General features: G+C 45.8%; 22 protein-coding genes, 7 tRNA genes and 1 pseudogene. 7 read left to right on the top strand and 23 right to left on the bottom strand.

Annotation, left to right across the window (positions count from 1 at the left end):
• The first annotated feature begins 505 nt into the window (after nucleotides 1–505).
• Nucleotides 506–1,489, top strand: a complete 984-nt coding sequence (locus tag B5066_RS06825) for a C40 family peptidase (protein ID WP_079475201.1) — start codon at nucleotides 506–508, stop codon at nucleotides 1,487–1,489.
• A 76-nt stretch (nucleotides 1,490–1,565) separates the two neighbouring features.
• Here the strand turns inward: B5066_RS06825 and B5066_RS06820 are convergent, their stop codons facing one another.
• Nucleotides 1,566–2,414, bottom strand: a complete 849-nt coding sequence (locus tag B5066_RS06820; RefSeq protein ID WP_079475200.1) for a Cof-type HAD-IIB family hydrolase — start codon at nucleotides 2,412–2,414, stop codon at nucleotides 1,566–1,568.
• A 181-nt stretch (nucleotides 2,415–2,595) separates the two neighbouring features.
• On the opposite strand from B5066_RS06820, the gene B5066_RS06815 reads away from it, so the two are divergent.
• Nucleotides 2,596–3,039 carry an ASCH domain-containing protein gene (locus tag B5066_RS06815; RefSeq protein ID WP_079475199.1) on the top strand — a complete coding sequence of 148 codons (444 nt, stop codon included), beginning with the start codon at nucleotides 2,596–2,598 and terminating at the stop codon, nucleotides 3,037–3,039.
• A gap of 46 nt (nucleotides 3,040–3,085) precedes the next feature.
• Here B5066_RS06815 and B5066_RS06810 read toward each other — a convergent pair whose 3' ends face one another.
• Nucleotides 3,086–3,373, bottom strand: a complete 288-nt coding sequence (locus B5066_RS06810) for a putative quinol monooxygenase (protein ID WP_079475198.1) — start codon at nucleotides 3,371–3,373, stop codon at nucleotides 3,086–3,088.
• 174 nt (nucleotides 3,374–3,547) lie between these two features.
• On the opposite strand from B5066_RS06810, the gene B5066_RS06805 reads away from it, so the two are divergent.
• Together B5066_RS06805 and B5066_RS06800 are read left to right on the top strand one after the other, a co-directional pair.
• Entirely contained in the window at nucleotides 3,548–5,221 is a 1,674-nt protein-coding gene (locus B5066_RS06805; RefSeq protein ID WP_079475197.1) for a M20/M25/M40 family metallo-hydrolase, read from the top strand.
• An 85-nt stretch (nucleotides 5,222–5,306) separates the two neighbouring features.
• Nucleotides 5,307–5,810, top strand: a complete 504-nt coding sequence (locus tag B5066_RS06800) for a VOC family protein (RefSeq protein ID WP_079475196.1) — start codon at nucleotides 5,307–5,309, stop codon at nucleotides 5,808–5,810.
• Nucleotides 5,811–5,851: 41 nt separating this feature from the next.
• Here B5066_RS06800 and B5066_RS06795 read toward each other — a convergent pair whose 3' ends face one another.
• The 11 genes and pseudogenes from B5066_RS06795 to sigW form a co-directional block, all read right to left on the bottom strand.
• Nucleotides 5,852–7,552, bottom strand: a complete 1,701-nt coding sequence (locus B5066_RS06795; protein WP_244897357.1) for a methyl-accepting chemotaxis protein — start codon at nucleotides 7,550–7,552, stop codon at nucleotides 5,852–5,854.
• Nucleotides 7,553–7,695: 143 nt separating this feature from the next.
• Nucleotides 7,696–8,223 (bottom strand): annotated as a pseudogene (locus B5066_RS06790) (D-lyxose/D-mannose family sugar isomerase).
• Nucleotides 8,224–8,242: 19 nt separating this feature from the next.
• On the bottom strand, nucleotides 8,243–9,112 hold the full coding sequence (locus B5066_RS06785) for an SDR family oxidoreductase (protein WP_079475195.1): 870 nt from the start codon (nucleotides 9,110–9,112) through the stop codon (nucleotides 8,243–8,245).
• Between the two features lie 142 nt (nucleotides 9,113–9,254).
• The gene (locus B5066_RS06780) at nucleotides 9,255–10,211 is read right to left on the bottom strand and encodes a calcium/sodium antiporter (protein WP_079475194.1); all 957 of its coding nucleotides are present in this window, start codon (nucleotides 10,209–10,211) and stop codon (nucleotides 9,255–9,257) included.
• A gap of 90 nt (nucleotides 10,212–10,301) precedes the next feature.
• The gene (locus B5066_RS06775; protein ID WP_079475193.1) at nucleotides 10,302–11,033 is read right to left on the bottom strand and encodes a hypothetical protein; all 732 of its coding nucleotides are present in this window, start codon (nucleotides 11,031–11,033) and stop codon (nucleotides 10,302–10,304) included.
• A 384-nt stretch (nucleotides 11,034–11,417) separates the two neighbouring features.
• Complete coding sequence (gene glmS / locus B5066_RS06770; protein WP_079475192.1) at nucleotides 11,418–13,220, bottom strand: glutamine--fructose-6-phosphate transaminase (isomerizing); 1,803 nt, start codon at nucleotides 13,218–13,220, stop codon at nucleotides 11,418–11,420.
• Nucleotides 13,221–13,769: 549 nt separating this feature from the next.
• Nucleotides 13,770–15,116 (bottom strand): phosphoglucosamine mutase, encoded by a 1,347-nt coding sequence (glmM, locus tag B5066_RS06765; RefSeq protein WP_079475191.1) that lies wholly within the window; start codon nucleotides 15,114–15,116, stop codon nucleotides 13,770–13,772.
• Between the two features lie 46 nt (nucleotides 15,117–15,162).
• Nucleotides 15,163–16,725 carry a CdaR family protein gene (locus B5066_RS06760; RefSeq protein ID WP_079475190.1) on the bottom strand — a complete coding sequence of 521 codons (1,563 nt, stop codon included), beginning with the start codon at nucleotides 16,723–16,725 and terminating at the stop codon, nucleotides 15,163–15,165.
• Entirely contained in the window at nucleotides 16,718–17,536 is an 819-nt protein-coding gene (cdaA, locus tag B5066_RS06755) for a diadenylate cyclase CdaA (RefSeq protein WP_022794289.1), read from the bottom strand. Before cdaA ends, B5066_RS06760 begins: the two co-directional genes overlap by 8 nt.
• Nucleotides 17,537–17,722: 186 nt before the next feature.
• Nucleotides 17,723–18,364, bottom strand: a complete 642-nt coding sequence (locus B5066_RS06750; protein WP_079475189.1) for an anti-sigma factor family protein — start codon at nucleotides 18,362–18,364, stop codon at nucleotides 17,723–17,725.
• 16 nt (nucleotides 18,365–18,380) lie between these two features.
• Nucleotides 18,381–18,947 carry an RNA polymerase sigma factor SigW gene (gene sigW, locus B5066_RS06745; RefSeq protein WP_079475188.1) on the bottom strand — a complete coding sequence of 189 codons (567 nt, stop codon included), beginning with the start codon at nucleotides 18,945–18,947 and terminating at the stop codon, nucleotides 18,381–18,383.
• Between the two features lie 232 nt (nucleotides 18,948–19,179).
• On the opposite strand from sigW, the gene B5066_RS17080 reads away from it, so the two are divergent.
• The gene (locus B5066_RS17080) at nucleotides 19,180–19,404 is read left to right on the top strand and encodes an aspartyl-phosphate phosphatase Spo0E family protein (RefSeq protein ID WP_079475187.1); all 225 of its coding nucleotides are present in this window, start codon (nucleotides 19,180–19,182) and stop codon (nucleotides 19,402–19,404) included.
• A gap of 129 nt (nucleotides 19,405–19,533) precedes the next feature.
• Here the strand turns inward: B5066_RS17080 and B5066_RS06735 are convergent.
• From B5066_RS06735 to B5066_RS06690, 10 genes are all read right to left on the bottom strand, one after another.
• A tRNA-Ala gene (locus B5066_RS06735) sits at nucleotides 19,534–19,609 on the bottom strand.
• A 25-nt stretch (nucleotides 19,610–19,634) separates the two neighbouring features.
• A tRNA-Gly gene (locus B5066_RS06730) sits at nucleotides 19,635–19,708 on the bottom strand.
• A 61-nt stretch (nucleotides 19,709–19,769) separates the two neighbouring features.
• A tRNA-Gly gene (locus B5066_RS06725) sits at nucleotides 19,770–19,844 on the bottom strand.
• A 24-nt stretch (nucleotides 19,845–19,868) separates the two neighbouring features.
• Nucleotides 19,869–19,944: transfer RNA gene (locus B5066_RS06720), tRNA-Lys, on the bottom strand.
• An 8-nt stretch (nucleotides 19,945–19,952) separates the two neighbouring features.
• Nucleotides 19,953–20,037: transfer RNA gene (locus tag B5066_RS06715), tRNA-Tyr, on the bottom strand.
• A 3-nt stretch (nucleotides 20,038–20,040) separates the two neighbouring features.
• Nucleotides 20,041–20,116 (bottom strand) — tRNA-Thr (locus B5066_RS06710).
• A 44-nt stretch (nucleotides 20,117–20,160) separates the two neighbouring features.
• Nucleotides 20,161–20,235: transfer RNA gene (locus B5066_RS06705), tRNA-Glu, on the bottom strand.
• A 165-nt stretch (nucleotides 20,236–20,400) separates the two neighbouring features.
• On the bottom strand, nucleotides 20,401–21,612 hold the full coding sequence (locus B5066_RS06700; protein WP_079475186.1) for a D-alanine--D-alanine ligase family protein: 1,212 nt from the start codon (nucleotides 21,610–21,612) through the stop codon (nucleotides 20,401–20,403).
• Between the two features lie 20 nt (nucleotides 21,613–21,632).
• A complete protein-coding gene (locus tag B5066_RS06695) occupies nucleotides 21,633–23,225 on the bottom strand; it encodes a UDP-N-acetylmuramoyl-tripeptide--D-alanyl-D-alanine ligase (RefSeq protein ID WP_079475185.1) in 1,593 nt (530 codons plus the stop codon).
• Nucleotides 23,218–24,000 carry an alpha/beta fold hydrolase gene (locus tag B5066_RS06690; RefSeq protein WP_079475184.1) on the bottom strand — a complete coding sequence of 261 codons (783 nt, stop codon included), beginning with the start codon at nucleotides 23,998–24,000 and terminating at the stop codon, nucleotides 23,218–23,220. Before B5066_RS06690 ends, B5066_RS06695 begins: the two co-directional genes overlap by 8 nt.
• A gap of 321 nt (nucleotides 24,001–24,321) precedes the next feature.
• Here B5066_RS06690 and B5066_RS06685 point away from each other — a divergent pair, with 321 nt between their 5' ends.
• Complete coding sequence (locus B5066_RS06685; RefSeq protein ID WP_079475183.1) at nucleotides 24,322–25,707, top strand: MFS transporter; 1,386 nt, start codon at nucleotides 24,322–24,324, stop codon at nucleotides 25,705–25,707.
• 83 nt (nucleotides 25,708–25,790) lie between these two features.
• A complete protein-coding gene (locus tag B5066_RS06680; protein ID WP_079475182.1) occupies nucleotides 25,791–26,447 on the top strand; it encodes a GntR family transcriptional regulator in 657 nt (218 codons plus the stop codon).
• The last annotated feature ends 29 nt before the right edge of the window (nucleotides 26,448–26,476 follow it).

The raw sequence follows: 26,476 nt of genomic DNA, 5'->3' as shown, positions 1-26,476 counted from the left end.
GAAACTTATTATGATTTATTATTTTATATTACAAAATTGTTACAAGTATATTACTGTTAACCTTCAAAGGAACTACTCATTACCCTTAATATTTGAATAGAAAACATACTATTTCAGTTCACTGCCATTTTTATACATAGTCTTTTTTACCTAAATGACAGCTTTTTTAATCTTTTATCAAATATTCAAACTATTAATAATTTATTTAGATTTTATTGCTTAAATTATTTCAATAACGCTTTCATGAAAGTATTTTTATTAAAACTATATTACAAAACTTCCACGTTATTGAATTGTTTTTCACATTCTTATAGAATTGGATTTGTAGAAAAACACATACTAAAGACTCACAAAAATACATTTAGGAGGTGCAGCTTCACTTCGCTTTATCCATCAATCTGTCTGCCATTCACACTTATAAAATCTAGTATTCCCATCGAAAAACTTATCATTATACTCCTACATATATAAGACAGCGGATAGCAAATGCAAGTGAACATACATAATGAAAAAATATTTATTTGGAACAGCAGTAACAGCAGGAGTACTATTCGCAGGCCCCCAGGCTGCGGATGCAGCAATCAACGACCATGGTTCTTTATCCTACGGGGACGTAAATTCTTCTGTAAATGACCTGCAGGAAGCATTAAAAGAAGAGGGGTATTTTGAAGGATACACCGGCTCCCGCTTCGGCCCTAAAACATTGCAGGCTGTAAAAGATTTCCAATCAGCAGAAGGAATTTCATCACCAGCCGGTAACTATTATGGAGTAGCAGGACCTTCGACCCAGAGCGCGCTAATGGATATAATTGGCTCTAGTTCATCCTCAAACACCTCGGGCAGTTCGGGCTCCACTTCCATTGGAAGCCATGGCTCTTTGTCCTATGGTGATGTGAATTCTTCCGTAAACGCCCTGCAAAAGAAATTAAAGGAGCATGGCTTTTTCGAAGGGTACACCGGCTCCCGCTTTGGTCCTAAAACGCTCCAGGCTGTTAAGGATTTTCAGTCAGCAACAGGCATCTCTTCTCCGGCCGGAAACTACTACGGTGTAGCGGGACCGTCCACGCAGAGCGCCCTGATGGATTACGACGGGTCTTCTTCAAACGATGATGAACTGGTAGGAGGCCTCTCCACTGGCACTGGCTCAGACATTGTCAGCACTGCGAAGCAGTATTTGGGAACCCCTTATGTTTGGGGCGGCGAGTCGCCAAGCGGTTTCGATTGCAGTGGATTTGTTAATTACGTATTTGATAAACACGGCAAGAGCATGCCTCGTACTGTGGCATCTATTTACCGTGCAAGCACAAAAATATCCAGCCCGTCCGTAGGAGACATTGTTTTCTTTGATACAAGAGGCGGCGCTTCTCACGCTGGTATTTATATGGGAGATAACAAATTCATTCACGCAGGTGCTTCCACCGGCGTTACTATCTCAAGCATGAACAGTTCCTACTGGGCTCCGCGTTACATGGGAGCAGGCGAAATTTAAACAATCTCAGCAAAAAAGCCAGGAGCTCCTCTAATGAGGACTGCTGGCTTCTTCTGTATTTTCGCTTCCGGTTTATTTACAAGTAATGTTCGAGCGCATAGGCGACACCGTTTTCTATATAGCTTTTGGTCACATGATCCCCGGCCTCTATCACTTCTTCCACCGCGTTTCCCATGGCAATGCTTGTACCGGCAACATCAAACATGGATAAATCATTCAAATTGTCTCCAATAGCCGCTGTATTTTCGAGCGGCACGCCCATTTCTTCAGCCATACGCCGCAGCGCATATCCTTTGCTGACGCTTTGATGCGCGATCTCAAGCTTTGTAATGCCAGAGGAGGTCAAAGAGACATCTGTACGCGGCTCCAGCCGCTCCCGAAGCTCTTTTAATTTTTTCTGATCGAAGGACAACACGAATATTTTATAAATTTCTGCAGTTGCCGGATCCACATCCCGGTAGTCTTTCATATAGCCCGTGCCGTGCTGGGCATATTGGATGCCCATTTCTTCCTCTGACCATGCTTCTGTTACTTCTCCGCCTTCTTCCTGTATCTTCTGCACTTCTGTCCTGAGCCTGTCTTTGCCGCCTTCAAGCAGTATAACTCCCTGATTCGTATATATCTCGTAATACCATCCTTCATTTTCAAGCTCGGGAAGCAATTCATTGGTGATCCCTTCTGGCATAACGAGCTGGTCAATACTCTCTCCGTCTTGATAGGTCCAAGCCCCGTTTCCGACCATCATCGGACAGTCCAGACCAGCAAGTTTTAAAATATCTTCCGTATCCTGCAGTGATCTTCCTGAGCAGACGGCTACTATATCTCCTTTTTTCTGTGCGGCCTTTATCGCTTTTACATTTTCTGAACTAATGGAACGATCTTTTTTAATAAGTGTTCCGTCTAAATCAACAGCTATTAGCTTCATTTCTGGTTTCCTCCTATGGTAGTAACGATATGAACCTTACTTATTTACTTTTATCATAAACTTTTGCCGATGTCGCGAATAAATTTCCAGCAGGAGCCCATGAATATGCTATTCCAAGTTATATAACCTGTGGAAGTATGTTTTAATAAAAGAAAGACCATCATAGAAACGGGGAATTGCAATGAACCAGGCAGCGGACACTTATTGGAAACATTTTTGGCAGCAGCGAAACGAACCCCCTCCCGAACAGGTAACAGCATGGTCCTTTGGCGTGGACCCCGACGAGCTTGCTGAGCTCGTCGTTTCCGGCGTCAAAACGGCTACATGTTCTGCTTACATGTTCTATGAGATAGAAAACGAACCTCTCCCTTCTATAGGAGATTACAGCATCATTTTAAACAAAGCTGGCGATCCTGTGTGTATTATTCAAATCATCAGTGTCAAAATTATGCCGATGAACGAAGTCCCTGAAGAATTTGCCGAAGCTGAGGGGGAAGGCGACCGTTCATACGAATACTGGTGGAATGCGCACGAACAATTTTTCACGGAAGCACTCGAAGAAGTTGGGGAAATATTCCGGGAGGATATGACAGTCGTCTGTGAACGGTTCGAAGTAGTGAAATAAGGAAGGCTCTACGAAGAAGAAGCTGCCTGCAAGCAGCCTCTTTTTTCTATTCTACCGGTTGTAATTTATACACTTCTCTTGAAACAACAAGGTCCTCTGTATTTTTGCGGTAGGCCTGGTAATGTTCGGTCTGAATATGCTGTTGAACAGCTTCTTCATCTTCCCACTTTTCTGAAAAGATAAATACTCCGTCCTGCGCCTCCGATTCATACAAAACATATTCAATGCATCCCGCTTCTTCCCGCGACGGAGGCAGGGCCTTCTTAAGCTCTGTTTTTAAAGCTTCTTCTTTTCCGGGCTCTGCCTGCAAAAATGCTTTAATGGTTACAGTCATTCATCTTCCTCCTTTATAAATTAATTATACGGCGTTACGTTCTTTTAATGCACGCTTCACGATTCCACATAATAAAGCAGCCATAGACAGAAAAATTCACTTCTTTGCTTACTTTGGCATATCCATACAGTAGAATAAGGAACAACAGCAATTATTGAGGCGGGGTGATCAGCAGTGTACGAGAAATTACAGTCTCTTACAACGGCAGAACAGGCGGAATATATTACCGAATACCTGGTGGAATGGAACAGCGTGAATGCTTCAGATGGGGAGGTGTCTATTGCCCGGGAGCTGCACCGCATTCTGCAGACCTTTCCTTATTTTCAGCAGTATCCGGACCGTACCTGGATAGAACCGATTCCCGGGGACCCTCACGGACGCCAGAATGTGTTTGCCTTTATCAAAGGACCCTCCTCTTCAGCGCAGACGGTTCTTTATCATTCCCATATCGATACCGTAGGAATTGAAGATTATGGAAATATTAAGCATCTGGCCTGCTCTCCGAAAGAACTGCTTTCTTATTTTCAAAGCTACGCCAATGACCTTGAAGCGCAGGCAGATGCAAAAAGCGGAGACTGGATGTTCGGACGCGGATCCGTGGATATGAAAAGCGGTATCGCCGTGCATTTAGTAAATCTGCTTTATTTTTCTGAGCATACCGAGGAGCTTAATGGCAATATTCTGCTTTTATTAAATCCAGATGAAGAAAGCGAGCACTGCGGCCTTATCGGCGCCCTTCCTGTTCTTCGTGATTTGAAGCGTTCCCACGACCTTCAGTACCTTCTCGCGATTAATAACGACTTTATCGCTCCTCTATACGAAGGAGATACAACAAAATATATTTATACAGGGACTGCCGGAAAACTGCTGCCTGCCTTTTTTGTCTTTGGGCGTGAAGTCCATGTTGGCGATACGCTTGCTGGTGTAGATCCTAACTTCGTTGCTGCCAAACTGACAGAACGTATTCACAATAATTATGATTTAACCGAACATATCCCTGGAGAGCTGATTCTTCCTCCTACTTGTCTGTATCAGCGCGATACAAAAGAAAGCTATACTGTTCAGACCGCTTCAGGCAGCCGGCTTTATTTCAATTACTTTTTATACGAAACCACCGCCGAGCAGGTGACCGGACAAATGCTTCAGGCAGCGCGCCAGGCAGCGGAAGAAGCAGAGCAGTACTTTGCTGCTCAATATGACAGATACATTGAGGTTACCGGCATGCCCCCGAAAAATATTTCCTGGGAAATAGACGTTAAAACATATGAACACTACCGCCTTGAGCTCGAACAAAAGGGCCTTGATACACAAACAGCCATTCAAAAAAGGCTTTCTGAAACCACCGGCATGGATCTCCGGCTTCGAAGCTTTGAATTAGTGCATGCCCTGCGTGAGCTTGATCCGGATAAAACACCGCAGATCATTTTCTTTTACGCTCCTCCATTTCTCCCCCACAATTATTTAACGGAGAACAACCGCCGGCACCGGAAGATGAAGGCCTCCCTTTCTGCCATCCTGCAGGAAGCCTCGGCCGTTACCAAGGAAACATTTGAGATGCGTAACTTCTTTCCCTATTTGTCCGACGGCAGCTTTTTATCTATCCAGGAGTCGGATGCAGAGCTGCAGCCGCTTCTGAAGAATTTACCCGAGGGGGAGACACTTTATCCTGTACCGGTAGATGCGATAAAACAACTGAACATCTCCTCCATTAACATGGGTGTGTACGGAAAGGATGGCCATAAATGGACCGAGCGGGTCTACAAGCCTTATTCCTTTCACGTGCTTCCCCGCTTAATTCGCAACACCACTACTCGTGTCCTGCATGAGTACGCCGCTGTAAAAGAATAAAAGTGGTGCTGTTTAATAACGCAATTGAGAAGAAATACCGCCTCCTGCTTTGCAGTATGATGAGTGTATAAGGAGGCGAAAAGTAATGGCCCAAATCCAAAAAATCACGCCCAGCCTTTGGTTCAGTTATAATGCTGAGGAAGCGGCATACTTCTATACCGGTATTTTTCCTGAATCCAAAGTGAAACGAACAGCCTATTACGGAAAAGAAGGCCGTGACATTCACGGTATGCCCGAAGGCACCGTTCTGACAATTGAATTCGATTTGGCCGGCCAGGAATTTGTCGCTTTAAACGGTGGGAACCAGCCATTTACCTTTGATGAGTCGATTTCATTTATCGTCAGCTGCATCGACCAGGAGGAAGTGGATTACTACTGGGCACACCTTTCTGCCGGAGGAGACGAAAAGGCGCAGGTGTGTGGGTGGTTGAAGGACAAATACGGCGTTTCCTGGCAGGTCGTCCCTGAAGTACTAAGCAGGTACTTGACCGATGCTGACCCTGCCAAAGCTGCAAATGTAATGAAGGTAATGCTTCAGATGAAAAAAATAGATATTTCCGCTTTGCAAAAGGCTTATGAAAATGCATAAAAGCACCGGGAGTTTAAAATCCGGTGCTTTTTTTGCAGATGTTAAATCTTGAATGAGCGTACGGACCGCCCAAGCTCCTCTGCCATGTGAGCAAGGGTGTTCGATGCAGAGGATATCTCTTCCATCGAAGCATTCTGCTCTTCAGAGGAAGCTGCGACACTTTGTGTATGCTCCGTGGACTGATCGGCAATGTCAGCGACAGTCTGGACAGTTTGCATCAGCGCTTCTGTCCGGTGCGTCATCTGGTCTACCGCTGCTGACGATTCTTCAAGCTGGCCAGCGATATCTTTGGCCGACATTGAAATCGACTGAAAGGCTGACTCCGCCTCTCTTACCTGACGGATGCCTCCCTCCACGGCTTCTCTCCCATCCTCCATAGACGTGGCCGATTCCTCGATATCTCCCTGGATATCCTTAATCAGTGAACCAATCTGGCTTGCAGAACTGCCGGACTGTTCCGCAAGCTTTCGAACTTCCTCAGCCACCACCGCAAAGCCCTGACCGCTTTCTCCGGCGCGCGCAGCTTCAATAGCTGCGTTTAACGCGAGCAAATTGGTCTGGTTGGCGATATTGGTAATTAACGAAATAATATCGTTTATCTGCCCGGATTTGTTCTCGAGCTGATGAATAAACATGGCAGTATGGTTTGTTTTATCCTGAATCAATGACATCTGGCCAAGCGTCTTCTGAATAACCTGCGAACCGTTTCCTGCCATTTCGACGTTTGCCGAAGAAGATTCATTGATTGCCTGAATATTTTTTGATATACGCTCCATTCCCCCTGAAAGGTCAGCGACTAGTGATTTTGTTTCTCCCATGCTCCGGGCCTGATTTTCTGCTCCGCTCGACACCTCCTGCACTGCCCGGGCTACTTCATCAGCCGCTGAGCTTGTTTCCTCCGCACTCGCACTGAATTGTTCGGAGGAGGCAGCGACCTGCTCGGACGTATCCAGAATCTGCTTTATCAATGCGTTCAGGCTTTCCCGCATTTGATTGTATCCCGCTGTTAGACGGCCAATCTCATCTTCTGAAGGGTCAGAGAGCTCCGTGGTAAAATCCCCCTGACCAGCTGCTGTCAGAGCCTCAGTAATCCGCCCGAGCCTTCTCGACATTCTGCGTGAGAAGAAAAACACACCTCCCATCGCCGTAATACCGGCGGCCACTAGAGCAATCAAGAATGTAACCAGAGCATTCCCGGTGATTTCATCAAGTATTTCCTGCGAAGCTCCTACGTACCACATGCCAATAGGCTCTCCCGCTTCGTTGTAAATAGGTTCATAGGCTGTTTGATAGCTTGTTCCCACTACGTCTGCTTTTCCTGTATACATCGCTTCCTCCTGCAATACCGTCTCTACCACTTCATCTGAAGCCTGGGTTCCGACAGCACGTTCTCCGTCGAGCATTACGTTGGTTGTCACACGTGTATCGTTCATAAAAATTGTTACTGTGCCCCCGGTCATCTCCCCGACAAAATCAACAATTTCCGTATTTCCACTGATGGTCGTCCCTCCTTTCATCAGATTTCCATCTTCGATACGCCACTGACCGGGGTATTCACTGTTTATGTATTCATATCCTAAATTTAAATCGGAAACTGCTTTTTCCACAGCCGTTTCCTCCACACCCTTTTTTATCTGGTCAAACGTAATAAAACCAATTACAATAGAAAAACCAATCAGAACTGCAGCCATAAGCATGTTCAGCTTTGTGCCAAGCGTAAGCTTTTGTATTAACCTTTTCACCCTTCTCCTCCTTTAATCGATGTCTTACTATTACTATCGTAATAATCAGCACATGATTAATAGAAAAAATGGATTTTTATGGATTAACAGAAAAATAAAATCCCTCCAAACCAAACGGCTGGAGGGATAGATATTGCGTTCGTTTAAATATCTTTATGCGTGAAAATATCGTGCTCATCAGTGCTCGTAGAAGAGTATTCCGCGGTAACAGCCCCCTCTTCGCCTGCCTGAAACCAATGCTTTGTGTTTGGAGGGATGGTGTATTGATCCCCTGCGGTCAGTATCACTTCGTGTGCTGCTGTAAACTGGTCCCTGTCCCGTTCCGGGGGATGCGCCTTAGGATTTGAAGTCGCTTCTCCCTCCACATACAAATAGACCGTTCCAAACTTGCAGCGGAATGTTTCCTGCTTGCCCGGGTCTCCTGATTCCACTGGCGGATGAAGGTGTTCCGGGCACGTCTGGCGCGGAAAAAGCACTCATTCTTTGGCACAGTACCGCTCCGTATTAATATACATAAACAACTGCAGACCCAGGTCATCCAGGCGTCCGAGACCGAAATCATTAACCTGGATCTCCCGGATTTCTTCGTCTTTCAGCGTAATATCTGCCAAGCGGAAGTATTCGTTTACCTTTCTTTGAACTTCAATTTCTGTTAAATCATTCAGCTTCATATGACTCCTCCTGTTCTTCTTAAGATGACGTGTACATTCCGCCGTTCACGTGAATACACTGGCCGGTCATATAGGAACCTTCGTCTGATGCAAGCAGAACGTAAGGCCCCATCAGCTCCGACGGTTGGCCCGGGCGCCCCATCGGCGCCGTAGTTCCAAATTCCGCTACTGAATCTTCATCAAAGGTCGAAGGGATTAACGGTGTCCAGATTGGCCCCGGTGCCACCATATTCACCCGTATGCCTTTACCGACGAGATTGGCTGCCATGCTTCGGGTAAAGCCGTTAATGGCTCCTTTGGTAGACGTGTAGTCAATCAGATTCGGGTTGCCTGTGTACGGATTAATAGAAGTAGTGTTAATGATGGAACTTCCTTCTTTTAAATGCGGAATTGCAAATTTGGTCATATGAAAGACCGAGTATAAATTGGTTTTGAACGTCTTATCCCACTGTTCCAGAGAGATGTCCTGTAAATCGCTCGTGGGAAACTGAATCGCGGAATTATTTACCAGGATGTCGAGTTTGCCGAACTCATTCACTGTCTTTTCAATTAACGATTTACACGTTTCTTCCTCCGAAACATCCCCGGGCAGAAGCAGGGCCTGCACGCCTTCGTTTTCAATCAGTTTTTTCGTTTCATCGGCGTCGCTCTGCTCTTCGTCAAGATAATTAATAACTACATGAGCGCCTTCTTTTGCGTAGGCAATCGCCACCGCACGGCCGATTCCGCTGTCACCACCGGTGATCAGCGCCACCCGGTCTTTCAGCTTTTCGCTTCCTTTATAATCGAGCGGCTGGATCGGGAGAGGCTCCATTTTTGATTCAATACCTGGCTGCTCGGGCTGGGTCTGCTTTGGCTGGCCATTTTGCTGCTGTTTATTAATATCCATTTATTTCATTGCCCCTTTTCTTATTAGAGTAATACTTCTTTTAGTTACCTGATATTGGGAAACAATAAACATATGTAACCGGATGCACTTGATAATAGTACAAAAAAACTGCCCGAAGACCCGGGCAGTTCAATAACTACATTTAGTTTCGCAGTATAATATAGATCAGGTAAATAATATATGACGCCGCAAGAACGCCGCCTTCCCGGCGGCCGATTCTGAAATTGGTTCTCGAAAAAACGAGCAGCAGCAATGTCAGGATAATCATAAGCGAGATATCCATAAATATTTTGCTTTCTACAGCAAGCGGCGAGATGACAGAAGCGGCACCAAGAACAAAGAAAATATTAAAAATATTACTGCCGACAATATTGCCGATCGCTATGTCTGTTTCTTTTTTTACTGCGGCTGTGATTGATGTAATCAACTCCGGCAGTGAAGTCCCAATGGCCACGATCGTAAGACCGACAAGAGTCTCGCTCATGCCAAACGAAAGCGCAATCTCAGTTGCACTGTCAACCACCAGGTCGCCGCCAAAGATAATAGCCGCAAGTCCTCCTACTGTCAGCAGAATGTTTTTTGTCCAGGGCGCAGCCGGAGCGCTCGTCTTATCGTTTAGCTGCGCGGCCCGATTTCTGCGTGCCACTTCAAATATATAATATAGAAATACAGTAAAAAACAGCAGAAACACAAAGCCATCACTGCGCGTAATTACATTTTCACTAAGTGCCTGAAGAGCCGTGTCACTCATTAAAATAAAAAGTGCTACTCCCGCAAGCAGTGTAAATGGAATCTCTTTTCTCACTGTTTCATTTTCAACAGCGAGCGGGGCGATTAATGCCGTTACACCGATTACAAGCGTGATGTTGAAAATATTACTTCCAATTACATTTCCGAGGGCTACGCCCGCGCTGCCATCCAAAGCAGCAAGAATACTCACCGTCGCTTCTGGAGAGCTTGTTCCGAAAGCAACAATCGTCAGCCCAATTAAAAGAGGGGACACCTTTAAATTGCCGGCAATTTTTGAGGCGCCATCCACAAAAAAATCGGCTCCTTTAATCAAGAGTGCAAAACCAATGAGTAAAAACAAATACGCCAACCGCTTCACCCTCACTTTAACGACTTGATAAAAACCTACTGTATCGTCTGGCAGGAATTTTCTGCTCTGTCATCCGGACGCAGGCTGCTTTTATTTTCCTGGAAAAAGGCGTTCCATTTCTTCATTCCATTTTTCATACCGAAAAGCTTCTTCCCCTTCAGCTTCCATCATATCAAATGCCTCCGTCACATTCTCAGGAAATACATTGTTGACCACATAATACTCGAGCAGCTCGGCGTCCAGGCCGTAATAGTACTCTTCCGCCGCAAAGCTCAGCTGATCCGAGTAGTCCAGCAGCTCTGTCAGCGTATACTGATACGACGGCTGAAATTGTTCATAGCCCTGCGGCTCGTACAGGAGTTTCTGTGCTTTGTTTAAAGCTGCATCGAGGGACAGTAATTCTTCATTCGCCCGGCGCCAATATTCCGGGTTATTATTTTGATTTAATCCCGCCAGTGCTTCCATGGTCGACGATAGCTGCACACTAATATATTCCATTGCCTGTATGATTTCCTTCTCATATGCTTTAGCCATTTCCGATTTATTCAAAGCCGCTGATTCTACAGCAGCAGTTTTAATGGTCTCTTTTTCACTTCTTTTTGGGCGAAGCTCTGCCGTTTCTGCTTCCGGTTTTTCTTCCAGGGACGCTGAGGCGTCCTGCTGAATTAAGTAATACATGCCTGAACCGCCCATCAGAAGTCCCGCTGTCATTATAACCCCAACGATTTTACCTTTTACTGCGATCAGCAAAACAATGCTGAGTGCAACTAACATGAAGCCAATGGCCGTACCAACGACCGGCAGTATTGAGGTTATTTCCACAGTGCTTCCTCCTGAATATGATATTTTCCAGTCAAACAATGCCTGGACCGTTCCCTGTATTGCATTCACAGCAATAGTTTAAGTGCTGCGATCAATCTTTATTATACTCAACACCGCTGGAATTTCCTACGATTTATATTTGCTCATTCAAAACTATTCATGGATAATATATCTATTTATTCTTTGATATATTTTAAATTAATTCTAGCTTTATGCCGCGTTCTATAGCGACAATAAAAACCATAATTGAAAAGCTGAACAGATAACGCTGCTAGCACGAGCGGTTAAACAAAAAACCCACGCCCGATTACAAGTAGAGTAACCGGATGTGGGTTTTTGAAAAGCTTTATTATTAATAGTACTTACCGCTCCGCTAAACTTAGTCTATTCAACAGTAACGCTTTTTGCCAGATTACGCGGCTTATCCACGTCGCAGCCGCGGTGCATTGCTGCATAGTAAGAGATAAGCTGCAGTGGAATGACCGAAACAATAGGCGTCATTACTTCGTGCAGGTCTGGAAGAATGATATTATCGCCTTCCTGGTGGTTTGTTTCGGAGGCAATAACGCACGGATTGGCCCCGCGGGCTACCACTTCCTGCAGGTTCCCCCGCGTATTTAAGTTAACATGGTTCTGCGTGGTTACAGCAATGACCGGCGTTCCCTCTTCAATCAAGGCAATAGTGCCGTGCTTCAACTCGCCTCCGGCAAAGCCTTCAGCCTGAATATAAGAAATCTCTTTCAGCTTTAATGCTCCTTCAAGTACGACGTGATAGTCGAGCGCGCGTCCAATAAAGAAGCAGTTGCGCGTTTCACTCAAATATTCTTTCGCAATTCCTTCCATAATGTCTTTTTGATCACAAAGCGTTTCCATGGCATTGGCTGCCAGCCCCAATTGCTGAATCGCGTTAAAGCTGGACTCAATACCACGTGCCCGGGCGATATCCATCGCAAGAATCGACATTACAGCCATCTGAGCGGTGTAGGCTTTCGTTGAAGCAACCGCAATCTCAGGGCCTGCGTACGTATGCAGCGTAAAATCAGCCTCACGGGAGAGCGTAGAGCCGGGTACGTTCGTAATCGTGATCGAAGGATGGCCCTGTTTCTTTACATTGACGAGCACACCACGGCTGTCCGCAGTTTCTCCGCTCTGGGAAATAAAGATAAACAACGGCTTTTCGGAAAGAAGCGGCTGGTTATACAAAAATTCGCTCGCAATGTGTACTTCCACCGGCTTCTGTCCGATTTTTTCAATCATTTCTTTGCCTACGAGGCCGGCGTGATAGCTTGTGCCAGCTGCCAAAATATAAATGCGGTCGGACTGGTTGACTGCCGCCCGTATGTCTTCTTCAAGCTTAATGTCTCCGTCTTCATCCTGATATTTCTGGATGATATTGCGAATTACAAACGGCTGCTCATCAATTTCCTTTAACATAAAGTGTTCGTACGTGCCTTTTTCAGTATCCGATTCGTCAATGTCTGTTACAAAAGGCTCTCGGGATCTTACATTTCCTTCCAGGTCTTTAACCTGAACAGAATCACGAGTCACAATAACGACTTCTTCATCCATAATTTCGATGAACTGCTTCGTCGTGTGAAGCATTGCCATTGCATCTGAAGCAATAACGTTCTTACCTTCTCCCAAACCAACGAGGAGCGGACTTTTATTTTTTCCGACATAGATGGTTTCTTCATCATTATTGTCGATTAATGCTAAAGCGTAGGATCCTTTTAGAAGAGCCAGAGTACGCCGGAAGGCTGCTTCTGTGTTAAGCCCTTCCTCGCTGAACTTCTCTACAAGCTGCACGATAATTTCCGTATCAGTTTGGCTGCGCAGAGACACTCTGTCAAGGTAATGCTGCTGGAGCTGCTGATAATTCTCAATAACACCGTTGTGTACAAGCGTAAAGCGGCCGCTAATGCTCTGATGCGGATGCGCGTTGTCCCGGCTCGGTGCTCCGTGTGTCGCCCAGCGTGTGTGGCCGATACCGATCGTCCCGGAGGCCTGGCCGTTTACCGTTTCTTCAAGAGCGGCAATACGTCCTTTTTCCTTGTATACACTGACACCGTCATTGTCTACTATCGCAATTCCTGCAGAATCATACCCCCGGTATTCGAGTTTATGAAGCCCCTTTAACAAAATGTCCGACGCCTGCTCATTCCCAATATATCCTACAATTCCACACATACGTGGATACCCTCCTATAACCGGCGGGGCATAAGCATATGTCGCGGGACAATTACTGATGCCCCACTCGTCTCGTTTAATTTTTACTGCTGCTTTTCTCAAGGATGTCTTTTCACAATTATACTTGTCTAACAGTACTGCTTTTATGCCTGTGTCCTGGCCTTTAGCCACAAAGTCGCCTTCATGATTTAAGCCAGCACTTTCAGCTGAGACATGCAGCCGGGAGGCATCCGCCGATTGCTCGATAAACCCCCACCTCGTCAACTGTTTTGTTTTCGCTCCAAAACAGTCCTAGCGCTTTCAATAATGAAACTTTTCTCCTGCTCCTTTCTTCACCAGATTTATACACAATGATACTCTATATACGCATTGTAATCAATTGTGAAATTGTGAAATTTTTTCATGCAAATATGTATGCTTCCTATTTTTAAGAAACACCTATTGTTAGTCGCAATCTGCCTAGAAAAGTTACGCACCAGTTGCACGTTACCGAAATTATTGTATTTTAAACATAAAGAAAGCCAGGCTTAGCCGCCCGGCTTTCTTTACTTATTTATCCAGGCCCAATTCTGCCTGAACTACATCGGCAATTTCTGTTACGTAATTGTTGCACATCTCTTCTGTTTCCGCCTCTGCCATTACGCGGACGAGCGGCTCGGTGCCGGAAGGACGTACAAGGATTCTTCCTCTATCCCCTGTTTCCGCTTCGATCCGGTCTATTACTTCTTTGACCTTCGGATTATTTTCCACCTGGTGTTTATCTGTTACACGAACATTGACCAGTTTTTGTGGAAACGTCGGCATTTCAGCAGCAAGTTCCGATAGTTTTTTGCCTGATTTTTTTATCATATCCACCAGCTGCAGGGCGCTTAACATCCCGTCCCCGGTAGTGGTTAAATCAAGGAAAATCAGATGCCCGGATTGCTCTCCGCCCAGGCTGTAGCCGTTTGCCCGCATTTCTTCCATGACGTGGCGGTCGCCTACCTTCGTCTGTACAGTTTCAACGTCAATTTCCTTCAATGCTTTGTGCAGGCCTATATTACTCATAATGGTCGTTACTACTGTGTTTTTATTCAGCATCAGCTCCTGCTTTAGATGCTTTCCACAGATGTACATAATCTGGTCTCCATCAACGATATTTCCGTTTTCATCTACAGCAATCAGTCGATCCGCATCGCCGTCAAAGGCGAGGCCGAGGTCTGCTCCTTTTTCAACGACAAAGGCAGCCAGGGCTTCCGGATGTGTCGACCCGACACCTTCGTTAATATTTATGCCGTCCGGATTGTTTCCGATAGTAGAAATATCTGCCTCAAGGTCTGCCATCAAATGCGGTGCTAACGAGGAGGCTGCTCCGTTTGCACAATCAAGGGCAATATGAAGGCCTGAGAAATCTTCGCTGACTGTATTCTTTAAAAACTGAAGGTACTTCTGGCGGCCTTCAAAATAATCATTAACACTTCCAAGCTGGCCGCCTACCGGACGCGGCATTTGGTCATCTCCCTCGAGGTGACGCTCAATTTCAGCTTCCTGCTCGTCATTTAGCTTAAACCCATCCGCACCAAAAAATTTGATGCCGTTGTCCGCTACCGGGTTATGCGAAGCGGAAATCATAATCCCTGCCTGTGCACTGACTGCCTTGGTTAAATAAGCCACTCCCGGCGTAGTAATCGTCCCAAGACGCATTACTTCAACCCCAATGGAAAGAAGTCCGGCGACCATGGCCCCTTCAAGCATTTCCCCACTGATGCGTGTATCCTTGCCTATTAATACTTTTGGATGTTCGTGATCCTTTGTTAACAAATAGCCGCCTGCACGCCCTAGCCGGAAAGCAAATTCCGGCGTCAGTTCCGTATTAGCGACACCCCTGACTCCATCTGTACCAAAATATTTCCCCATGGTTAAACCTCTCCTTTGTTCTTACACAATTCCTTGATGGCTTTTACTACTGTTCATTATTCGTTTCGCTATTTTCTTCCGCTGGAACTTCTTCGTTTTCTGCAGGAGCATCTTCGGCGCCCCCGGAGCCATTTTCTTCAGTATCTCCGGTGTCTGCTGGCGGGGCTGTTTCTGTGTCATTCTCCTCTTCGCCTGAGCCAGTCCCGTCTTCTTCACTTTCTGTGGAACCATTCTGATTAGAAGAATCTCCTTCTCCGTCATTTTGGCCAGAGTCTTCCGGTTCTTCTGTATTTTCATTTTGCTGCTCTTCCGGAACTTCACTTTCCGGTTCTGTTTCTTCTTCCGTTCCTTCTTCTGTTGTTTCTCTGCTTTCTCCCTGCTGGAGCGTCACTTCCACATTTTCTCTGGTTGGAGAAATCTGTACCCCTTCTGGGCCGCTCGCTTCCACACGAAGAATGTAGGATTCTTCATTTGAAGAGCCACTGTCGCTCCAGAGCGCTTCTAATGTAATATCTTCCGCGCTGACACCCTCAAGAGCGCCGGCTCCACCGTATATTTGTACATCCATTTCTCCGGATGAAGGATTCACCCAGCTGGTGGAAGAGCCTGAAGGCAAGTTCACGATAGATATAGGCACGTTCTCAAGCGTAGTCTGCTCTTCGCCCTGTATCGTTACAGAAGCACTTAAGCTTTCGGGGTTTGTTCGCTGAATACCGTCAGGCAATTGGAGATTTAATTCATATGTTCCGCTCTCAGTGACTTCATTTAAATTGAGAGCGGCATCGATGCTTTCTGTATTCTGCACCGCTCTTTCACTGCCATATATGGTCACTTCTTCACTGGAAGCGATAACTTCACTGATCGCTGTGCCCGCATTTAAACTCCCCGTTTGCTCTACGTTCACCGGCACTGCTTTTGAAGGAGCATCAGCAGACAATTCCACTGATGCTTCCTGCGGTTCGATATTCACATCCAGCTCATTGCCTTCGGCATCCAATGCCGCTATTGGGAAAGTTCCGTTAATATCCCCATCTGCTTCCGAAACATCCACCTGGGCGACCACCCGGTCAATTTGGTCGATAATAGTGCCAGCTCCGCTTACCGTTACTTCCTCCGGGCTGACGGTGGGGTTCCCAAAAGAAAATTCTTCGTTTTGTTCTTCATTCAAAATCTGGGTTTCGAGCGGAAATGTTGTTTCTTCCTTTTCTTCAAGTGTCACCGTGGCGTACTCCGGAGAAGGAGTTACTTCCAGATCCGTCGGGAAATCACGGTGGCTCACCTGAATGTTATGAGTACCTGCGCCTAAATCCTGCATATCCAGGTACAGCTCATAGTTGTCCGACCGGGAAAGACGAAACAGCATGATAGCCGTCTGGGAACCAGCCAGCGTAACATCCGCATCTTCTGTCATACTTGTAATAGCGTACTCTTCCTGATTATATTCCGGTGTAATCTCCACATCTTCAATTGTATATGTCTGGTCTTCCCCATCCGGCACGACGCCGGCATTATTTACCGTAGGGTCCATATTAACGATTAAGTAAAGCATGACGGCAAAGGCAAGAGAGATAAAGCGGACAAACCACTTGTTTGCAAAAAGTTTATCCATCTTTTTTCCCTCCCCACTGCCAGATACTTGATGAATTATTTTCTGCCATCAAATCTTTTTCAAGCATTTTACGGAGAGTCTCTTCATCAACATCACGGTGAAGGTCTCCATTTTTTGTAATAGAAATGCTCCCAGTTTCTTCTGATACCGCCAGCGTAAGAGCGTCTGTCACTTCGCTCACCCCGAGAGCGGCGCGGTGCCTTGTACCCAGTTCCTTTGAAATAAAAGGATTTTCTGACAAAGGGAGGTAGCAGGCGGCGGCGGCTATTTTGTTTTCCCTCATCACCACTGCGCCGTCATGAAGCGGGGTGTTTGGAATAAAAGTATTAATAAGCAGCTCCGAGGTAATGTTTGCGTCCATAGAAATGCCGGTCTCAATATAATCGTTCATCCCTGTTTCGCGTTCGATGGAAATCAGCGCCCCGATGCGCCGCTTTGCCATATATTTTGTTGATTTCATAATGGCGTCAATAGTTTTTAACGTTTCATCTTCTTCTACGTAAGAAGCACGCCCAAAGAGCCTTCCCCTTCCAAGCTGCTCAAGGGCCCGCCGTAGTTCCGGCTGAAAAATGATAATAATTGCAAGCAGTCCATATGTAACCGAATTCCCCATAATCCATTGAAGCGTCCGCAGACCAAAAAAACTGCTTATAAACCAAACAGCCAGAATAACAGCAATGCCTTTTACCAGCTGGACGGCCCGAGTGCCCCGGATAATCGTGATCGCTTTGTAAATGACATACGCCACCAGCGATATGTCTACGACAATTCGTATGATGTTAAGTAAATCGAAATCTTGTCCAGCAAACATGGCACTTCCTCCAATTGGTTCTATCCCGTAAGCAAAGTAACGGTTATATTATATCACAATCACTTCTATATCACTGCGTGCTTTATTCGGATTTCAGGCAAATTTTCTTATACAATTTTTGTTGAAATAATAGACAAATAGCAGCACGCTCTGCTTAAAGCCTGCTGCTGTTTATAAAGGACTGTATTATGCCGCCTCTTTTTCATCATCCATATGCCAGGCTTCCTGGCTTATTCGCTTTGTATGGTACCAAATCCATTCGAGCACCTGGTCCACTTCCTCAATATCTCCGGAAACGCTTCCGGCCGAAGCCATGTAAGGATCCCCATTGATTACCGTAAGATCGCCATTTACTTTCCCATGTACATCAACTTCCCCATTTCGAACGGTTAAGTCTCCCTGAACTATTTCATTCTCCGGAATGATTACAGCGTTGTTGTCGTAATCAATATTTACGTTCGCCTGGTCCCCGGTAACCGTCATTTCCGCTCCTGACTGGTCGTTCCAGGCAAACAGCACGCTTGAAGCCATCAGCACAATAAACATAGAAACTGCCACCAGCACTGGGTGCTGCCTGGACCATGATTTCCAGGCTGTCCGTTTTCTTTTTTTCGGCAGTTCTTTCATAATGCTGTCAGTAAACGTTTCCGGGGCCCAGACGTGCGACGTTCCCTGGACCATTGTTACTGTACGCTTAAGTTCCTGGAGCCGGTGCGCACATTCAGGATTTTCTTTTATATACGAACGGAACTCTTCTTTTTCATGTTCATCCATATCACCGTCGATGTAGCGTTGGATGTACTTTTCCTCCTGTTCCTTTAACGCCATGGTCCCACCCCCCTGTTCACGTGTTTCCCAAATGCTTTCTTAAAGCTTCACGCCCCCTGTGCACGTGCGTTTTCACCGTATTTTCCGGAAGTTCCAGTATGTCGCTGATTTCCTGTATCGAAAGATCTTCGATATAACGCAGGACAATAGCTGTCCGGTATTTAGGAGGCAGCTTCAATATTCCTTCCTGCACCCATTCCTGCATTTCCATCGTCACTACCTGCTCATCGGGCAGTTTGTCCGGTGAAGAAAGCTGGGAATATCCATCAAGTCCTTCCGCCCCGGGTATTTCTGCGTCCAGGGAATAGTCTGGCTTTTTCTTACGGAGACGGTCAATACAAAGGTTTGTCGTAATACGGAAAAGCCAGGTGGAAAACTTTCGTTTTTCATCATAGCTTTCAATATTGGCATATGCTCTTAAAAAAGCCTCCTGGGCCATATCCTGCGCTTCGTAGGCATTACCGACCATCCGATAGGCGATTTGATATACCTTATCCTTATATAAATCAACCAATTCCCGGAAAGCGTCCTGATCACCATCTTTTTTTACTTCTTTCACTAGCCGTTTTACCGTTGCATCCATTTGGCGACCTCCACCTCGTGGGACTATACATACGTTCAATGAATCTTTTTCGTTTCATTTATTTAACAGCTTGACTTGGCATGACTCACTTTAACTGGTAATATTTTCAATCCAATCAATTGTAACACGGTTTTCACCTTCAATCTTTACCCATATTACTATTTATGCACCCTCTAGAACCATAGTCACATTTTGGAAAATTTGGCATAAATACCTTTGAAAATGCGTTAAAATGGGTAATAATGTAAACATTAACCAAATAGGAGGTGAAGAATGTTTGTCTCAACAATATTTACGGCAGGAGATAGAACAAACGAGAGACAGACTCCATCAACTGACTTCCGGCCATACGGCTTCCCTGATCTCTGATGATGTTTTGGCTTTAAGTAAAGAGTTGGATGTTCTTTTAAATAAATATGAGCTTATGTCCCGTGGAACTCTTATGCACTCTTCGTAAATGCATAAGAGTTTTTCTATGCCCGCGTATTCTACCATGATTCTTCTGGACATTCATCCCCAGAGGATAAAAAGCTTTAAAATAGACATAAAAAAATCAGCCCGGCAGGCTGAACATGTGCATCTTGTTTGGTGGAGCCTAGCGGGATCGAACCGCTGACCTCCTGCGTGCAAAGCAGGCGCTCTCCCAGCTGAGCTAAGGCCCCCTGCGTATGTTTAAAATATTAAAAATGGAGCGGGTGATGGGAATCGAACCCACGACATCAGCTTGGAAGGCTGAGGTTTTACCACTAAACTACACCCGCACAATCTATATACAAATCAATGTTTCCAATACTATCATTGCTTGCCCGGCTCGTCAAATAATGGAGCGGAAGACGGGATTCGAACCCGCGACCCCCACCTTGGCAAGGTGGTGTTCTACCACTGAACTACTTCCGCAGTTCCAAACCAGGATAATGACAATGGTGAGCCATGGAGGATTCGAACCTCCGACCCTCTGATTAAAAGTCAGATGCTCTACCAACTGAGCTAATGGCTCGTATTAAATGGTGGAGGGGGACGGATTCGAACCGCCGAACCCGAAGGAGCGGATTTACAGTCCGCCGCGTTTGGCCAACTTCGCTACCCCTCCACGTGGTGCCGGCCAGAGGACTTGAACCCCCAACCTACTGATTACAAGTCAGTTGCTCTACCAATTGAGCTAGACCGGCGTGTGGAAAACTCTTATACCTATAGGTGAAAACAGCTTTATGTATGGTGACCCGTACGGGATTCGAACCCGTGTTACCGCCGTGAAAGGGCGGTGTCTTAACCACTTGACCAACGGGCCGTAAGCTGCAGTGAGTTTTATCTTTAATTGCTACAGTAAAGTATTTTAAAGCATTTTTTCCTTTCTTGCAACCAAATTACTATATTCAAAAAAGTTTGATATTTTCCTCTACTACCTCTATTTCATATAAAAAACCGGCCCTATAATATCAGGCCGGCTGAACACTTATTGGCGATTTGATGATGCCCCTGTTTTTGTGCCGCCTTTGCTTCCCTGACCGCTTTGTAGGGAAAACAGGTTGGAATCGATTGAGAAAGTCAGTCGCTCTCTCTCCCGCTTTCGTTTTAATGCTAATTGAATCAATTGGTGAATCAGTTCGCTGTAGCTTTTTCCAGCCGGGTCCCATAGATAGAAAGAAAGTGAACCTGGAATCGTATTGATTTCATTAACGAATACCGTGCCGGTGTTGTCTTCAATCAAGAAATCAATCCGGGAAACGCCGCTGCATCCCAGAATCTGGAAGGTGTCTTTAGCCAGCTCCCTTACCTCTCCGGCTTTTTCCTCTGTGATAGGTGCCGGAATCTCCCGGTCCGTTGCTTCCATTCCTTTGGACGAGCTTCCGTTTTTGCCGCCCTGATATTTATCTTTGTAACTCAGTATTTCGTCTGTTTTAAGTACCTTTTCAATTACTGAAGCTTCAACATCCTCGTAATCCCCTACAACAGAGCAGTTCACCTCGGTCATGCCTTCAAGCATTTTTTCCACAAGAATCTTCCCTGCAAATTCGGTGGCCTCCTCGACCGCCTGTTCCAGTTCCTCACGGTTTTTTGCCGTACTGATACCGACGCTTGAACCTAAGTTTGCCGGCTTTACGATTACCGGATACGGAACACTTTCTTCAATCATGGCAATGACGCTTTCAGTATCCTCTGCCCAGTGGTTGCTGTAGAACCAAACGTCGTTTAATACCGGCAGGCGGGAGTCTCTTAATATTTGTTTCATCATTACTTTGTCCATCCCTACTGCCGAAGAAGCTACATCACAGCCGACGTAAGGCAGGCCGTATAATTCGAACAATCCCTGAAGCGCCCCATCTTCGCCGAATGTTCCATGCACAATTGGAAAAGCAACATCAATTGCAGCTACTTCTTTTTTCCCGAACTTAGGCGCAGGTTTTTTCTGGAGCACCACGTTGTCTTCTTCCCCGTACGTAATCAACACCTGCTGAGCCTCGTTCAACAATTTTGTCATATCTTTATAGGCTTCAATGTCCCGTAAGACATCTCCGGTGTACCATTTGCGTTCTTTGCTTATATAAATCGGGACAATTTCATACCGGTCTTCGTCCATCGATTCCATGGCCTGTACAGCTGAAATGACAGAAACCTCATGTTCGACAGAAATACCACCGAAAAATACTCCTATTCTTGTCTTCATACTATCCGCTCCCTATGTCTTTACTCGTTGAATGAATCCGGAAGGTCATTTTCAAGTAGCACCACGGATGGCTGCGTCGCAATTTCATTCATTTTAGCCAGGGCGTCCTGCAGGTCGGAAGCAACATACAGCTGCGATTCCGGATAATTTTTTTCTTTTAGCCCATCCTGAAGCGGCACGGTCTGTTTTTTCCCTACCAGTATAATGAAATCACATGCATCCGCCATATACGTACCCAACGCTTTATTCAATTCGTACTCTTTTTCGCCAAGCTCAATCATTCCAGGCGTTATGGCAATTTTATATTCCGGCATATGGCTTAATACTTCCATAGCCATCCTGGAGCCAACCGGATTGGAGTTAAAGCTGTCGTCCACAATCGTAATGTTTCCATTCGTTTTTTTCAGCTCCAGGCGGTGTTCCACCGGCTGTGCTTTCCGCAGCGCCCTCGCTATTTTTTCAAACGAGATGCCCTTCTCTGAGCCTATGGCTACGGCAGCTAAAATATTATAAATGTTGTGGCGGCCAAGCAGCCTGGTCTGGATTTCTGCGGTAGTTCCGTCATATTTAACCACGGTAAATGATGTTCCTTTAGAAGAGTAACCAATATTTTTTGCCCGGTAATGCAGATCTTCGGCATCGATGCCGTAGTAAATTGTCCGGCACTGATTCTGCTGCTCATAGCTCATAATATTTTCATCGTCTTTATTTACAAAAGCAGTACCTTCCTGCGGAAGTGTTTCAACAATTTCAAATTTGGTTTTTTTAATATTATCGAGCGTTTTGAATGTTTCTAAATGCTGCTCTCCTACCGCAGTCAAAACACCATACCTCTGGTGCACAATATCGCAGATTTCTTCAATGTCTCCCGGCCTTTTCGCGCCCATCTCAGCAATAAAAATTTCGTGATAAGGCCTGAGCATCGTCCGGATCGTTTTTGTCACTCCCATCGGCGTGTTGTAGCTTTCCGGGGTCATCAGCGTATTAAATTCTGAGGAAAGAACCGTTTCAAGCATGTGCTTAGTGCTTGTCTTTCCGTAGCTTCCTGTAATGCCTATCACTTCAAGGTCCGGCATCGATTTAATAATTCGTTCTGCATCATTGACGTAATGCTGACTGATTTTTCGTTCCATCGGATAGTTAATATAGTTCGCGGCCATCGTTATGAAATACGTAAGCATCGTCGCAATAACTGTTAAAAATACGAGCCATCCATAAGTATAAAACAGAGCGGTGTTACCGAGCAGCAGCCCAATAATGGTAAATAGCACAAAGAGGACACCGATCGTAATAAACAGCCGCTTTACCCGGGCCGTGATGACCAGTGCTTTTTTCTCTTTCAGCTGCGGCATCGTCAATGCCATAAACAGAAAATAAAGAAAGCCAATAATCAGTCCTAACGCTTCTGCTCCGAAAAGAAACGGCACTACGGCTGCAAGGCCGATAGTGTTCCGTATCGGGAAGGCCCTCGACATATGGCTTTTAATCCATCCCCAAAAACGTTCATTTTTGTAGGAGTTCTGCTGAAGCATATGTGTGCTTCGTTTCGTAAAGCGCACAGTGTAAAACGCCCAAGCCGCCAAATACAAAATCGCTAATATGGTGTTAATCATGCTGTGCGGCCTCCTGCTCTTCATTTCTTAAAAAGTGATCAATAATGATTAAAAATTCGTTTAGGTTGTCAATGTATGAATAATGACCGGCCCCGCGCAGCACGACCAGGCCCGCGTTCGGCATCTTTTGTTCCATGATCCTGGCGTCTGATACAGGCGTTGCCTCGTCATTTTCTCCCCACACGAGCAGCACCGGAGGCGTAACGTGCTCAAAATGGTGCTGCAGATCTTCATTAACTACCTTCACCATCGTCTGCTGCATTACTCCGGAGACGTTTTGATAATCTGCCGAACCGACCCGGCCTTTAACTTTGTCGAGAATTTCCTGTTCACGTTTCTTTAACCCCGGAAGCTTTAGCAGCTTCTTAAAGGTTTTATAGGTATATACTTTCACATAATATTTCAGCTTTCGTTTTGGCTTCACACCCGCGCTGTCTACCAAAATGATCTTTTTCACCGGGTTGTCTGCGGCGTACTTAATCGACACCCGGCCGCCGAATGAGTGCCCGATAAGAATCGGGTTGTCTATGCCGGTTTTTTGCAGCCATTTTTTTAACATTTCGGTATAATCACCAACTGTCCAGGATTCGGGAGGCTCTCCGCTCTGGCCAAAACCCGGAAAATCAATCGACCAGACCCGAAAATTTTTTTCCAGTGATTGATGCACCGGGGCAAATGCTTGAATGTTTGCGCCCCATCCATGCAGCAGGACCACATCTTCTCCTTCGCCGGACACATGGTAGTTCACGTTAACCCCATCTATATCTATATACACAGCGTGACTCTCCTATTCTAATTTTTCTATATTCTGCGCGCTGCAGAAGTACCATATATAGCTCTTCCCTATGTAATAACTCTCTATAACACAGTAAAAATATAAGCTGAGACATGCTTCCCATTGTTTTTTCATACACACAAATCCACCACTTTATATTATCACATAATCTTAAAGACGAGAATGACGACTTTATGATTCTTCAAAGCGCCTGAACACTTCATTCATTATATTTGTTTCCGGGTTTTGTTTCAGTTAATATATGATAGTTCCATTCAAAACTAATTTCCCTGAAACTAATAATAGAAAGCGTGAATTTTTATGACAAATGAGTCCGTACACGTCGGCCAGTCTCAAAAAAAGAAACTGATCTTTCTAGTGGCTTTGATTTTAACTATAGCAGTAATGAACGGCACTATGTTTAACGTGGCGATTCCGGATATCCAGTCGTATTTCGGCATCCCCGCCTCCCAGGTCAGTTGGGTACTTACCTCGTACATTATGGTTTACGCTATTGGAGCGTTGATGTATGGAAAATTAGCAGATTTTTATTCTATTAAATCCCTGCTCACTTTTGGGATTATCCTGTTTGCCGCAGGCGCAACACTTGGCCTTTTTTCTCAAAGCTTTGCCATGCTTCTTGTTGCCCGGGTGCTCCAAGCGGCAGGCGGAGCCACAATTCCAGCGCTCGGTTTTGTAATACCGGCCCGGTTTTTCCCGGAGGATAAAGGCCGCGTCTTTGGATTAATTTCTTCAACAGTCGCCTTCGCTTCGGGCGTCGGGCCTATTGTCGGCGGGCTGCTCGGCGGTTGGCTCAGTTGGCGTTATCTGTTTTTATTTTCTATCCTATCGCTTTTAGCCCTGCCATTTCTTAGAAAATGGCTGCCGAATGAAGAAAAACGTTCCGGGTTTATCGATTATTTAGGCGCTGCGCTCTTCGGAGCAGCAATCGCCGGGATCTTATTGTTCGTTACTACTCTTCAATGGATTTTTCTACTTGCATTCATCGTCTTTATAGCTGTTTTTGCTTTTCGGACTGCAAAGGCGGACGACCCGTTTATCCGTCCGTCCCTTTTGAAAAACAAATATTATACCGTCACCATTTTAACGAGCTTCCTCGGCGTCTGCAGCATGTTCGGGCTTTTGTTTATCATTCCATTGATGACAAGGGAATTATATGAACTTTCTACTACTCAGATCGGGCTCGTTATCTTTCCTGGAGCAATCCTTGCCGGCTTTCTCGGACGCGCTGGCGGAGATCTTGCGGACCGTCACGGCCCGAAAGTAGTCGTTATCGCCGCTCTGGCTTTCATTGCTTTTGGCACAGTGCTGCTTTCCGGCTTTGCCGGTGTTTCCGCAGTAGCTGTCTCTGTTGTTCTGGTCATTGCCTATATAGGTTTCCCTCTTATCCAAAGCTCCACCGCTAATATTCTGTCCTCCGTCCTTGAAGAAAATGAAACAGGTGTTGGAATTGGCATGTTCAATTTGATGAACTTTATGGCGGGGGCTTTCAGCAGCGCAATCTTTGGAGCTGTGCTCGAAATTCAGGGCGTGAACAGTTCATTGAACCCTTTTGCTTCCGGGGGCAGTAGTGCTATTTATTCTAACGTTTACCTCGCCCTGACGTTGATTTCTCTTTTTGCCCTTGCAATGTTCACATACACTTTCCGTTCCTTTCAGGTAGCCCCCAGGGCGGGCAGAAATTAGGAATCCTGGATTAAGAGGCCGGCCCGGTGCCGGTCTCTTTTTTGCTATAATAAATAAAATTAAACTAAAAGGAGTGATGGTTTATGCAGAGACGCCGGGTATCCGTAAGCGATTTAGCCTATGAAGCTTTAAAACAAAGTATTATTGAATTTCATTATTTCCCGGGGCAGGCGCTTCGTGAAGAACAGCTGACCGAAGAAATCGCAGTAAGCCGCACACCGCTTCGCCAGGCGCTTTACCGTCTCGAGCTCGAAGGACTGATTGTAAAGAAAGCAAACGGCCGCATGGAGGTCCAGAAACTCAGTATCGAAGAAGCCGTCGATATTTTTACCGTACGGGAAGCGCTCGAGGGGCTTGTCGCTAAAGAAGCAGCAGTGCGGGCCTCACCTGAAGCGACAGCGGAGATGAAAGAGGCCCTTTTGCACATGGCTGAAGCAGGTGAACGGTTTACTTCCATTACGTATGGCAGCCGCTTTCATCATTTATTGTATGAGCATGCCTCCCCTACAGCCGTCCAATTTTTAAACCAGTTGAACACCCGGCTCGAAAGATACCGCCGCCTTAGTGGCTACCGGCACCCTGATTATACGATCGCCACCCCGTTATCTGAGCACGAAAAAATTCTATCCGCTATCGAACGTAAAGACGGACCAGCAGCCGAGCATTACATGCGTGCCCACATCCGCCGGAGCCTGGCGTCAACAAAGGAAACCCTCGAGCTTCATATCTCTTCTTTCTAGCGTAACAGTAAAAGGGTTTTGCCTTTTCC

Source organism: Marinococcus halophilus, assembly GCF_900166605.1.
GTDB lineage: Bacteria > Bacillota > Bacilli > Bacillales > Marinococcaceae > Marinococcus > Marinococcus halophilus.
The sequence above is the reverse complement of the archived record's forward strand: the minus strand, read 5'-3'. Positions and strand labels throughout refer to the sequence as shown.